Annotated in this window: 12 protein-coding genes and 1 pseudogene; 11 read left to right on the forward strand and 2 right to left on the reverse strand. The window is 53.9% G+C overall.

What is annotated here, in order from left to right:
• Nucleotides 1-132 precede the first annotated feature (132 nt).
• Nucleotides 133-909, reverse strand: a complete 777-nt coding sequence (locus tag H522_RS0104685) for an IclR family transcriptional regulator (RefSeq protein WP_026961417.1) — start codon at nt 907-909, stop codon at nt 133-135.
• Nucleotides 910-1096: 187 nt separating this feature from the next.
• On the opposite strand from H522_RS0104685, the gene H522_RS0104690 reads away from it, so the two are divergent.
• Nucleotides 1097-2167, forward strand: coding sequence for an LLM class flavin-dependent oxidoreductase (locus H522_RS0104690; RefSeq protein ID WP_026961418.1), 1071 nt, complete (start codon nt 1097-1099; stop codon nt 2165-2167).
• Between the two features lie 49 nt (nt 2168-2216).
• Nucleotides 2217-2690 carry a flavin reductase family protein gene (locus H522_RS0104695; RefSeq protein WP_026961419.1) on the forward strand — a complete coding sequence of 158 codons (474 nt, stop codon included), beginning with the start codon at nt 2217-2219 and terminating at the stop codon, nt 2688-2690.
• 128 nt (nt 2691-2818) lie between these two features.
• Here the strand turns inward: H522_RS0104695 and H522_RS17625 are convergent.
• Nucleotides 2819-3782: pseudogene (locus H522_RS17625) on the reverse strand (NAD(P)H-dependent flavin oxidoreductase).
• Nucleotides 3783-4001: 219 nt separating this feature from the next.
• Between H522_RS17625 and H522_RS17630 the strand changes: the two are divergent.
• The 9 genes from H522_RS17630 (at nt 4002) to H522_RS17650 (ending at nt 12650) form a co-directional block, all read left to right on the forward strand.
• Nucleotides 4002-4952, forward strand: coding sequence for an ROK family protein (locus tag H522_RS17630; protein ID WP_051343904.1), 951 nt, complete (start codon nt 4002-4004; stop codon nt 4950-4952).
• A gap of 20 nt (nt 4953-4972) precedes the next feature.
• Nucleotides 4973-5191, forward strand: a complete 219-nt coding sequence (locus H522_RS22275; protein ID WP_035452644.1) for a hypothetical protein — start codon at nt 4973-4975, stop codon at nt 5189-5191.
• A 142-nt stretch (nt 5192-5333) separates the two neighbouring features.
• Nucleotides 5334-6716, forward strand: a complete 1383-nt coding sequence (locus H522_RS0104710; RefSeq protein WP_026961420.1) for an ABC transporter substrate-binding protein — start codon at nt 5334-5336, stop codon at nt 6714-6716.
• A 51-nt stretch (nt 6717-6767) separates the two neighbouring features.
• Entirely contained in the window at nt 6768-7748 is a 981-nt protein-coding gene (locus tag H522_RS0104715; RefSeq protein ID WP_211230649.1) for a carbohydrate ABC transporter permease, read from the forward strand.
• The gene (locus H522_RS0104720; protein ID WP_026961422.1) at nt 7745-8611 is read left to right on the forward strand and encodes a carbohydrate ABC transporter permease; all 867 of its coding nucleotides are present in this window, start codon (nt 7745-7747) and stop codon (nt 8609-8611) included. The genes H522_RS0104715 and H522_RS0104720 overlap by 4 nt, the downstream gene beginning before the upstream one ends.
• 64 nt (nt 8612-8675) lie before the next feature.
• Nucleotides 8676-9227, forward strand: coding sequence for a sugar phosphate isomerase/epimerase family protein (locus tag H522_RS17640; RefSeq protein ID WP_035452706.1), 552 nt, complete (start codon nt 8676-8678; stop codon nt 9225-9227).
• 105 nt (nt 9228-9332) lie between these two features.
• On the forward strand, nt 9333-10220 hold the full coding sequence (locus tag H522_RS17645) for a sugar phosphate isomerase/epimerase family protein (protein WP_051343905.1): 888 nt from the start codon (nt 9333-9335) through the stop codon (nt 10218-10220).
• 111 nt (nt 10221-10331) lie between these two features.
• A complete protein-coding gene (locus H522_RS0104735) occupies nt 10332-11522 on the forward strand; it encodes a Gfo/Idh/MocA family protein (protein WP_026961423.1) in 1191 nt (396 codons plus the stop codon).
• A gap of 111 nt (nt 11523-11633) precedes the next feature.
• The gene (locus H522_RS17650; RefSeq protein WP_035452648.1) at nt 11634-12650 is read left to right on the forward strand and encodes a thiamine pyrophosphate-dependent dehydrogenase E1 component subunit alpha; all 1017 of its coding nucleotides are present in this window, start codon (nt 11634-11636) and stop codon (nt 12648-12650) included.
• Nucleotides 12651-12694: the final 44 nt, after the last annotated feature.

Raw genomic sequence — 12694 nt, forward strand, 5'->3', positions numbered from 1 at the left:
GAACATTACAAGATTACAAGCCCTTTGCGGCTCTTATAAGAACGTATACCATCCGAGAAGAACCAACATTCAACTGTAGTAATCTCTATTTTACTATGCGCTTGTAGTATGTGTCTAGTAAAGGCGTGTCCCTTATCCTCCAAGTTGAGCATGGAATCCCAGGTCTTTCGACAGGCGTTCTGCCGCGTCTTGGAGTGCGAGGAGGAGTCGTGAGTCCGATTTTGGCTGAATGTCAGGTTGTGTTCCGACTACAGTTAGGGCACCTTCAAGGAGGCCCAGCCGGTTCAAGACGGGGACGGAAATCGCCGCGATGCCAGGGATTAACTCCCCATCGACCGAAGCATACCCTTGCTTTCGAACCCTGACCAGCCGTTGTTGCAAGACAGACGGATCGAGTTGGTGCCTTTGTATTTCCTGGTCGATTAAGCATTGAGTCTCCTCACTATCCATAAAGGCGGAGAAAATTAGTCCAGCCGCACTGTGCGTCAAGCTGACTTGACTACCAGCTCGGATGCCAATATTCACCGTTCGGTCACTGTCTTGCCACAAGATGAAGAACGGTCCACTTTCTCCCCAAATCGCGAGCGCAAACGTCTGATTGAACGTGGCATGCAGTTCATCAATGTAGGGTTTCGCCAGCTCTCGAATGTCCTTTTGCTCGGCGGCAACGAGGCCTAGGAGAATGAGTTCATTCCCTAAGCTATATTTAAAATCACGGTGTTTTGAAAGAAACCCAATTCGCGTCAAACTGACCAGATATTTATGCAATCGAGTCTTTGACATACCACATTGTTGCGCGAGTTCCATCATCGATAATGGTTTGTTTGATTTAGATATTATTTTAAGAATATGGTATGCTTGCTCGACAGACTGAATTCCCTGTGGTTGCTTTTTCGCCTCCGCGTTCATGGCGAAATCCCCTTCACGGTATGGTCTCCAGATCCAAAGGTTTAACGCAAACCTATTATACGTCGAAAATCTGATCGATGCTTTTTCTAATGCCGCAATTGACACAATAGCGAATCAGGATATAAACTTCATATAAATGATATATAGTTAACGCAGTTCACTATAATTACACAAGGGGTGTACGCAAATGAAATTTGGATTATTTACATTGACGGATAATCCGCCAGCATACGGAGATGAAAGAAAAGATTCGAATCAAATGTTGCTGGATTTAGTTGAACAGGCAGTCTACGCAGAGGAACTTGGTTTTCATTCCGTCTGGGTGCCGGAGCATCACTTTTCGGTGCTGGGAGTCTTGCCGTCTCCGTCCATGCTTTTGTCCCATATTGCGGCCAAAACGAAAAAGATTCAGTTGGCACCCGCAGTCGTCTTACTGCCAGCCAGCCATCCCCTGCGAATGGCCGAAGAGTACGCCCTGCTGGACCTGTTGAGTAACGGGCGAGCGATTTTTGCCGCAGGTCGTGGTTATGACAAGCGCGAGTATGATGCATTTGGTATCGACTTTAATGCCAGCCGTGAGATTTTCTTTGAAGGGCTCGATATTATCAAACTGGCCTGGAGTCAGAAAACGTTCTCATACCAAGGAAAGCACTTTCAAATTCCTCAGGTGAGCATCACGCCGCGACCGGTCCAAGACCCGTATCCACCCATTTATGTGGCTTCCTTCAGCCGGCCGTCATTGGAAAAAGCCGCTGAAATGGGGGAGAATGTAATCTTTGCTCCGTTTGCAGCCAGTATGGTTTTTGGCAGCATATCGAACGCAGTCGATGCGTTCAAATCGGCCTCAAGTCAACACGGTTTTGTAAATAAGTCGGTTCGTTGCTCCTACTTTTTGAATGTCACAGAAACCAAGGAAGAAACGGAGCGGACAAAGCAGCGGATGCTGAAGTATTTTCACGGTCTTATTCCAGCCTTCCCCTCCGATCCGACGAAGGCACCTCCTAATATTCGTTATTTTGTTGATATTGTCGATCGATTGAATCGTTTGACTACAGAGGATTTGAGTGAACAGACCATCATTGTCGGGGACGCGGAATATTGTGTAGAAGCCTTGAAAAAGGTGGAAGCCGCCGGTGTGGAAGAGGTGATTCTCTATTTTGATTTTGGCGGCCTGAGTCATGCGGAGACACTCAAATCGATGGAGCGATTTGCCAAATTCGTTCTGCCTCACTTTCAAAACCACGTGTTGAGTCCATGATGGTCAGTAGGGAATACTCGACAACAATGTTTTTAGGGAGGAGAATGGCATGATTGCGCAGTTCACCTCAGTAGATTTTCGCAGGGCGATGGCTGAGTTTGCCACCGGAGTGACCGTGGTGACAACGTCTGACGGTGAAGGGGTTCATGGGATGACCGCGAATTCTTTTACGTCAGTTTCTCTCGATCCGCCCTTGGTCCTCATCTCTGTGGATAAGAAAGCCAATCATAACCGCTATATACCCGAAACTCAATGCTTTGGCGTCAGTGTTCTCGCTGCCCACCAAGAAGCGGTTTCTCAACACTTTGCGGGCAAAACGAATCGGGCCATAGAAGAATCCGTGCGCTACAAGTGGTATGATGGTGTCCCGGTTCTCGAGGACTGTCTCATGAGGGCAGCGTGCCGACTATGGGCCACGTACGACGGCGGCGACCATTCGCTGTTTGTCGGTCGAGTTTATCAATTAGATCGATTCGAAGGGAATCCCCTGCTCTTTTATAAAGGAAAATACCACTTCCTCTGACACGTGGACAGGTAGCATCACCCGCTGGTCGTTGTGAAGACGCAACGAACCAAGGCGGGTGATGCTAAGGGCGAGAGATTCTCTTTGATGGATTCGAAGAGTTCTTTACCCGACACTTTTGCGTCCGTTTACGACTTCATCACCTGATTGATCCGTCCCAGCATCGCCTCGGTTTGCTGTATAATTCCGCTTATCAGCTCAGCCACGGAAGGAATATCGTGGATAAGCCCTGTGGACTGGCCGGCCCAGGCGAATCCCTCGTCCATATGCCCCTCCAGGATGGCGCGGCGGTTTCGATCGCCGCTGGTCAGTGGCCACAGGTCCTCGGTTGTGGCACCTTTCATCTCTTGCGCAAACTTTATCCACCCAGGCGGACGGGAGTACTCGGCCTGGCGCGCCGATGCTGCGCTTAATAATCCGCGTGTCTGTCTCTTGTCCCTCTACCAGCGCCTGTTTATAGGCAGGATGGGCGATGCACTCCTGCGTCGCCACAAACCAAGTCCCCATTTCCACCCCTTCGGCCCCCAGAGCGAGCGCCGCGAGGTGACCACGACCATCGGCGATGCCGCCACTGGCGATGACGGGAATCTGGACGGATTCCACCACGCACGGCACGAGCACGATGGTGCCCGTATCCACGCGGCCAATGTGGCCGCCACCCTCCTGGCCAACCGCCATGACCGCATCAGCCCCCGGGGCTTCCACCTTTTGGGCCTGCCGTACGGTGCTGACGAGGACCAGTTTCTTTATCGGCGTGTCCTGTAAGCGGCGGAGGATGGCCTCCGGATTGCCGCCGGTCAGTGAGACCGCAGACACCCGCTCCTCCACGAGAACTTCGACGAACGCATGCACACTTTTATGTTGGCTGATGGCAATATTGACGCCAAACGGGCGATCCGTCAGCGCGCGTGTCTTTCGGATCTCTTCCCGCAGCTTCTCTGGACCAGGCAGCGACGTGACCGTGATTTGCCCCAAGCCGCCGGCGTTGGATACCGCCGCCGCCAATTAGTGATAGGCAAGATTGGTTAAGCCACCTTGGATAATCGGCACTTCAATCGCAAGCAACTCGGTGATGCGCGTTTTCAGGGTAATCACGTCCTTTGCCCACATTGTAGCACCATTCGCAAAACCGGTGATAACAAACGTCCGATGGAGATAGACGGGTGTATTGGCCTGATTTGCAATAATAGATTTAATATACACTCTTTAATGGCGACCGTTTGCGTTGATGCAGGTAAGCTATTCGTATTAGTATGTAAACAAATTCGTCGATCCTATCCAAACCAATTCCAACGCCAAGGACGGATGTCGATGTTGGTTAGGCAAGGCTTGGAGGTCATTCCTACCAAAGAATACCATAAAAGACTTGTTTTGGATTTGATTCGCACGCAATATCCAATTTCAAGAACGCAGATTGCAGAAATCACACGTTTAAACAAGGCGACGATTTCTTCCATTGTTACGGAATTTATCTCAAAAGGTGTGGTGGCGGAGATTGGCAGTGCCACTTCATCCGTCGGCCGTCGCCCGATTCTCCTTGGCTTTGTGCCAGACAGCGCCTACGTCATCGGACTCGTGGTCTATGTCGACTACATTCATGTGGCGGTAACTAATTTGGAAGGGCAAATTGTCTGGGAGGTCAAACGGGAACTGTATAACCGCAGCACCGATGAGGTCCTTTCCACTATGGTGGGGGGCATCACCGAGGCACTTGAGCATAAAGCCAGCAGAGCATCGTTGGGGGTTGTGGCCATCGGCGTGGGAGTACCGGCGTTGGTTGACTTTGAAAGCGGTACCATAATTCACAGTCCCAATCTGCATCTGAGTTCTATCAACCTGAAACAGTACTTGGAAATGATGTTTTCCATCCCAACCTTCGTCGACAATTCTGCCAATGTAGCCGCCTTTGGCGAAAAGTTGTTCGGCGTCGCGAAGCGGTTTAACCACTTCGTCTACGTGAGCGTGTCAACAGGCATTGGCGTTGGCATTTTCATGAACGGACAATTACAGCGAGGTGCCGCAGGCTTCGCCGGGGAGTTAGGCCACATGGTGGTGGAACCGCGGGGGCTCAAGTGTTCTTGCGGAGGGACCGGGTGCTGGGAAATGTACGGATCGCTTAAGGCACTGTATCGGCAGGTGGAGGATCATGTAAAGGACCGCTTGCCTGATTATCACCCGGACGTCTTGAACGAGGTGGTTCAGGCCGTACAGCGCGAGGATAACTGGGCTCTGGAGGGGCTTATTACATTGCCTACTACTTAGGCATCGGGATATCCAATATTGTGAATATATTCAATCCAGAAGCCGTCATCATTGGAAATAAGATTACGCCGCTGGCCAAGTGGATCCGCCCGATGGTCGAGACGGCTCTGCGGACTCGGTGTTCTACAAAACTGGTGGATCCGCTGCACCTTATTATTCCGGAAAATGGGGAAAACACCGTAGTCATTGGGGCCGCCTCTCTGGGCATTGACGGCTTTATTGAGGATATCACGCGATAAAAAGGCCATGGGAGAGGTGGCGGCAAAATCTTTTGTGCGGAAAGGAGGTGCTGCGAGTCGTGGAACACTTGGTTAACCTGTGACACTGTGTATTCAAATCAGTCTAAATAATTAGATTAATTGAATGTAAGGGGAGTAGAAGATGAGTAAGACGTCAACTAAAGCCAAGTTGTGCAGTGCCATCGCTGTCGTTACGCTCGGCGTAACAGTATCCGCATGTGGTTCCCAGTCGGGAACGGGTAACACCCAGACCGAGTCTTCAGGAAGTTCAGATTCCATCACCCTGACCATCTTTACGTCCAAATACACGGCCAACCCACAGGCCCAGGAGCAGTTCCTGAACAAGTTGGCGAGTGAATTTGAGCAGCAAAACCCGGGTATCAAGGTGGAATTCACGTATTATGACTCGGCGTCCCAGGAAAACACCACCTTACAGACTTCGTTGGCGACGAAACAGGGGCCGGACATCTTTGACATTGGCACCACCTTCGTGCCGACGGCTTATGCCATGAATGGTTTCCATGTTTTAAGCCAGAAAGATTGGAACAAGGTTGGTGGGATGGACAAGTTCTTTCCTGCTCAGTTAAAAATGTCGGGCCCCAGTCCGGACAAGTACATCGCCGTTCCGTGGGAAATGGTTCCATTCGGATTGGTATATAACAAGAAGTTGTTTAAGGAAGCGGGCATTGCTTCAGCGCCCAAGACATGGACGGAATTTGTGCAAGACGCTCAAAAACTCACCAACCCTGCGAAGAACCAGTGGGGTACAGCGATTGATCCGGCCGATTCCTTTGATCCTTGGCATGTGGGTTGGGTCCTGACCAAGCAATTGGGGGGCGACTTTGTCAGTTCGGACTTAAAACAGGCAACTCTCGGCTCCACTTCGGTCGTCAAGGGTCTCACCTTTTGGTTTGACTGGGTACAAAAGTACAAGATTGCGTCGCCCAACGATTTAACCTACAAGGGCACCGACCAGCTCCGGGAGTTTGAGAACGGGCATGTGGCCATGCTGGTGATGCAAGGAGCCTCGCTGATTCCATCACTTGAGTCGTCGGCGGTCAAGAATGATTATGCGTTTGCTCCTATGCCGACGATCCCCTACGGTATGAACGCGATGCCGAAGGGCGGTGTTCCGGTTCAAACGTTCGTTTCTGGCAACGATTTTGCGGTGCCTAAATACGTGACGGGTAAACGGTATGATGCTGCCTTGAAATGGATTAAGTTCTTCACGGACGTCCCGCAGCAACGAGAGATGTTCAAAGTGTACGGGAACATGCCCATCAATGTGAACGCTTTTAAGAACAATCCAGAACTGAACACACCGGTCATTAAGGCGTTTGTCGACGCAGAGAACCACGCGTATCCTATTCCTTTCACGCCGGCTTGGGCCAACATCGAGGTGGTGTACGGTGGTGTGGCCAACAAAATCGCGAATGAAATTGCAACCCATTCGTATCACGATGGCGACATTGCAGCGGCCTTGAAGGCGGCCAATCAACAGGCCCAGTCCTCTCTACAGCAATGAGGCGTCATGTTATAGGGGCCAATTTCGTATGGAAAGGGAGGGGTGTAGACGATGTCTAGCTCACAGATGCCGCTCGACACCGTGGAGACCGTGTATCCAGCGGCGCTCCCCAACCCGGTACGCCACCGACGCACCTCCAAGTGGCAGCGTCCTCCTAATTGGATGATGATTCCAAGCATCGTATTGCTCCTGGTGATTGTGGTTGCACCTTTTGCCGTCAGTGTCTACACAAGCTTGACGAAACTCAACCAGTACACCATAACCCAGTGGACCCATGCGCCCTTTATCGGGCTGGGAAACTATCTCGACGCATTTCGGCAAGGTAATGCCCTGGGGGCATCTGCGCTCCAAAGTGTATGGGTGAGTGTCGCGTTTTCCGTGGCCACGACGATTTTGATTACACCCATCGGCATTATCGCGGCTCTGCTAGTGAACAAGCCGTTTCGAGGTCGTCGCTGGGTGCGGACGTTGTTCTTGATTCCCTATGTCATGCCGGTCTTTGTCAATGCCATTGTTTGGAGAATGTTGTTCATGAACGGCTGGGGGTTGATAGACCAGGTGTTGGCTGCCTTGCACTTGGCCAGTAAAGACACGTTTTGGCTCATCGGGCCCAGAAGTTTTTGGGCTATGGTCGTGGCGGATGTGTGGGCCTCCTGGCCATTTGTCTATCTGATGGTTCTCGCCGGTTTGCAGGGTATATCCAGTGACTTGTACGAATCGGCGAACATCGATGGGGCGTCTCCAGTGCGCAGTTTCTTCTCTATCACCTTGCCGATGTTACGCCCGGTTCTTGGACTGGCCCTGCTTCTGTCGACATTGAATCACTTCAATAACTTCACCTTGCCGTTCATCATGTTTGGGACACCTCCGTCCCCGCAGGCCGATGTACTACCCTTGAACGTCTATATCACGTCCTTCCAGACGTTCAACTTTGGACTTGGTGCGGCGATGTCGTTGATTACCCTGGTTCTGATGATGATTCCCGCCGTCTTCTACATTCGCATGCTGCGCCTTGGGGAGGAGACATCATGACCCGGACCATTTCCGCCCAGCAGAGGTTCTGGAACGGGATGAGAGGCGTGGGCATCGTACTCATGGCCTTGTTCATCCTGATACCCCTGGCCTACATCGTTTTGATCTCGTTGACACCCGACACACAGGTGGGAGACGGCACTCTTTGGCCCAGCCACCTCGCGTTCGAGAACTACGCAAAGATGTGGCAGACCGTTCACCTGGGCCAAGGTATCCGCAACAGCGTTATTATTGCCGGGATAACGGGATTGCTGGCTACGTTGGTTGCACTCGGTTCAGCCTACGTGTTGGCCAGGTTTAAGTTTCGCGGACGCAAGACGTTCATGTTGTCGCTCATCACGATTCAGACCATTCCATCCGTGATGCTGTTGCTCCCTCTGTTCGTGATTATTGTCGTCATCCAGGATGCAATCTCGGTCCATCTTGTCGGACGGTACTTTACGGTCATTCTCACGTACCTAACGTTCGCGCTGCCGTTTGCCTGCTGGCTGCTCTATTCGTACATGTCGGCGATCCCGGTTGATCTGGAAGAGGCAGGATTCGTCGACGGATGCACGCGCCTGCAGGCACTTCGACACGTAGTCTTTCCGCTATTGCTGCCCGGCATGGTCGTGACCTTCGTGTTCTCCTTTTTATTGGCGTGGGGTGACGTTTTGTTTGCCAGCGTGTTGACTTCGGCCCAGACGCATACCGTGGCGGTCAGCCTGCAGGCTTATGTATCCTCTGGCGAATCCGGGGGTGATGTCTACTGGGGACAGCTCATGGCGGCCAGTTTGGCGAGTGGACTGCCCGTTATGGTTATCTTCCTCATCTTCCAAAAATACATCATCGGTGGTCTGGCCAGTGGCGCGGTGAAGGGTTGAATATAGCGAGTAGATGGAATCCATGCGACTTATCCTAGTTACGTCCCATCGGGAGGTAGATGCCGTGGTTACAATCTCGGCTTTTGCGGACGAGATCTCATCCGATTTAGAGGAACAGGTGCGGGTCCTACGCGACGAGGGGATTGCTCATCTGGAGCTGCGCAGTGTTTGGAACAAGAACGTGTTGGATTTGAGTGACAATGAGGTGGAGGAAATTCGGCGGACGTTGCGCGCGAACGGGATTCAGGTGTCAGCCATCGGATCGCCCATTGGCAAAGTCGAATTGACAGTCGACTTTGACGTCTATATGGAGAAATTTCAGAGGACGATAGACTTGGCGGAATACTTCGGTGCACAATATATTCGGATATTCTCGTTTTTCATTCCCAAAGGTCGGTCGCCGGATGGCTTTCGGGAACCGGTGATGGCTCGCATGAAGCGATTGGTTGAGGCGGCGGAGGCGCGGGATGTTACGCTACTGCACGAGAACGAGAAGGGCATCTATGGGGATACCCCGGAGCGTTGCCTGGACATTCTTCAATCGTGCGCATCCAGTACGCTGCGTGCTGCCTTCGACCCGGCCAATTTTGTTCAATGTGGGGTTTTTATCGATTGAACCGCACTTGGCCGCCGCCGGCCGCTATGGCGGATTCAGCGGCCCGGAGTTGTTTCACGTAGCTGCCGACGCCCTGAAAGCGCTGCTCAAAGAGCTGCATTGTCCTTGGAACTGACGGAGACTTGGGCGACCTTCAATGAATACGAGGTGTTCACGGTGAAAGTGGCGTACTCCAATCTGGCTTGTCCGGAATGGTCGGTGGAAGAGGTTTTTGAGAACGCACTCCGGTATGGGTATCAAGCGGTGGAGCTGCGGCTCCTGCATGGGGAGGTCATCCCGTCCGATGTCGATCCGGATGAAGCCCGTCTCCTGATGCAGGCGGCGCGAACGCGGGGCATCGAGATTGTCGGCGTGGGCGCGTCTACCCGATTTGCCAGCGTGGACGAGCGAGATCGCCAAGCGAACGTGGAGGAACTGCTCCGCTACCTGGAACTGGCGGCCCGGCTTGGAGCCCCCATGGTGCGCACTTTCGGGGGAACGCTGCCCGCGTCTGCCGGAGCGATTGCGGAGTCTGAGGTGAATCATTGGGTGGCTGAGGCACTCCGTAAGGTGAGTGATCGGGCGCGCGAACTGGGGGTCTACGTGGTCCTCGAGACGCACGACGATTTTTCCTCGTCGTTTCGGGTGGCAGAGGTACTGCGTGTTGTCGACAGTCCTTACGTGAAAGCGCTGTGGGACACCCATCACCCGTATCGAATGGGTGAGACGGTGGAGACCACCCTCGGCAACCTGCGAGAGTGGCTGCATCACGTCCATCTGAAAGACGCCCGCCGCCAAGGGGATGGGTGGGACCTGGTTCTGTTTGGCGAAGGGGAGGTCCCGGTAAAGGACATCGTACATCAGGTTTTGGACGCAGGTTATCAGGGCTGGTTTTGTGTGGAATGGGAGCGGAAGTGGCACCCGGAGATTGCCGACGCTCATACCGCCCTGCCGCAGCATCGGAAGGTGCTCGACGCGTACTTTCAGTCCTATCAAAAAACGCGAGCCCGCTAAAGAAGGCTGTTCGGAAGGGGGCCTCGGGCCCATCGCCCAGCCCTCGCCTGTGACCAAGCCCTCGGCGTATGACTTTCCACCACAAACGTGCGTGCAAAGGAGTGAAGCCCCATGCAGGGAACGGATCGAGTGAAAATCGGGGTCATTGGTCTCGGCAACATCGGCACCACCCATGTGGAGTACTTACAGTCCATGCCGGGCGTGGAACTGACCGCCGTCTGCGACGTAAACGGAGACCGGGCCAAGGCGTACGCGGAGCGTTACCACGCGCAGACGTATTTCGATAATGCGCAAGACTTGATGGACCACGGCGGCGTCAATGCCATTATTGTCGCCGTGCCTCATTACGACCACACCCCTATTACCATCGAAGCGTTGCGGCGCGGCATTCACACGTTGTGCGAAAAGCCTCTTGCGGTCCATATCAATGACGCGCAGAAAATGATTGCCGCGTATGAAACCGCAAAGCAGCAATATCCGCAACTGGTCTTCGGCATCATGTTCCAAGAGCGCACCTTGTCTATCTATCGCAAGCTGAAAGAGATGATTGACGGGGGCGATCTCGGTCGGTTGATGCGGGTGACCTGGATTAACACCGCCTGGTTTCGCTCCCAGGCTTACTACGACAGCGGCGGGTGGCGCGCGACGTGGGCCGGAGAAGGGGGTGGCATCTTGACCAACCAGTGCCCGCACAACCTGGATATGTATCAGTGGCTGTTCGGCCTCCCAGATCGTATTACCGGCCACGCCAACATCGGGAAGTACCACAACATCGAAGTGGAGGATGAAGTAACCGCATACTTTGAGCATGACAACGGCATGATTGGCCACTTCATCGTCAGCACCGCCGAATCACCGGGGACCAATCGGCTTGAGGTGGTTGGAGAGAACGGCAAAATCGTCTGCGAAAACGGCCTCATTACCCTGCAGAAGAATCGCATGTCCACACTGCAATTCTTGCGCGAGACCAAGGAGGCATTCGCCCACGTGGAGAGTGAGGAGAGCGAAGTGCCTCTGGACTTCGATCAGCCCGCCGGACACGCCGTCGTCACACGGCATTTCTTGGAGGCCATCCAGAGCGGCAACGATACGCATCTCGTGGCACATGGATTGGAGGGCATTCGTGGTTTAACCCTGGCTAACGGCATCATGCTCTCGTCGTGGAAGGGACAGACGGTCAGCGTCCCGTTTGACGGCGATGAGTACGAGGCCTTGCTTCGTGATCGCATCCGGACGTCGAAGTTTGTCAAGGCGACCACGGCGGATGTGGTGGTGGATATGAAATCGTCGTTTAGCAAGTGAGTACCACTCTCGACAAGAATAGACATACATTTCAATCTGTTTCATCTACAATCAACACAGACAACTGGGATACGGTACTTGAACGAATCGTACGCAAGGAGGTCCAGAAACATGGCCATTCCTGTCGAAAAGCTGACCTGGATGTACGAAACCATGGTCAAAATCCGCTGTTATGAAGAGACGATGGTGGACGTGTACGCGGAAGGAAAGGTGCCCGTGTTTAACATTGGCGCGGGTACGGTTCCCGGGGAGATGCACCTGGCGGCTGGGCAGGAGCCGGTGGCGGTCGGCGTGTGCTCCCATTTGCGGGCAGAGGACACGGTGACGGCCCCCCACCGCCCGCACCACCACGCGATTGCCAAAGGGGTCGATTTACGGCGGATGACGGCTGAGATTTTCGGGAAGGTGACGGGACTTGGCAAGGGCAAAGGTGGGCACATGCACTTGTTCGATCCGGCCGTGAAATTCTCCTGTGGCGGGATTGTCGCGGCCGGGGTGCCACACGCGGCGGGGGCGGCCCTGGCGGCGAAGATGCAGGGGAAAGACTGGGTGGCGGTGGCCTTCATCGGCGAGGGCGCGGCCAATGCAGGCGCGTTTCACGAGTCGCTCAACCTCGCGGCCCTCTGGAAACTGCCGCTGATTGTGGTGATTGAGGACAACGCCTATGGGATTTCCGTTCCGAAGGCAGCCTCTACTGCCGTCGGTTCCAATGCGGAGCGAGGAAGCGCTTACGGAATGCCGGCGGTGCACGTGGCAGACAACGATACACTGGCCGTCTACGAGGCGGCTGGGGAGGCGGTGTCGCGCGCCCGGCGGGGTGAGGGGCCTACGCTGATTGAAGTGGAGACTTATCGTTACCTCGGTCACTTCCAAGGAGACCCAGAAGCCTATCGGGACAAGGGAGAGGTACCCGCACTGCGCGAACGCGATCCCATCGTGCGCCTGCGTGCCTATCTGCTGGATCGCGGGATGGCGACCGATGATGAGCTGGCCGAGCTGGAACGGCGGGCACGGAACGTGGTGAAGGACGCGTATCAGTTTGCCCGCGACAGCGCGTACCCGCAGCCGGATGCGGCATTGACGGACGTGTTTGCGCCAGCGTCTGCAGACGTGACGGTGACTCATTAACACGCGGCGGGAAAGGGGAGTTAAGAGTGAGCATCGGAACGAAG

Origin of the sequence: Alicyclobacillus herbarius DSM 13609 (assembly GCF_000430585.1) — a bacterium.
Classification (GTDB): domain Bacteria; phylum Bacillota; class Bacilli; order Alicyclobacillales; family Alicyclobacillaceae; genus Alicyclobacillus_G; species Alicyclobacillus_G herbarius.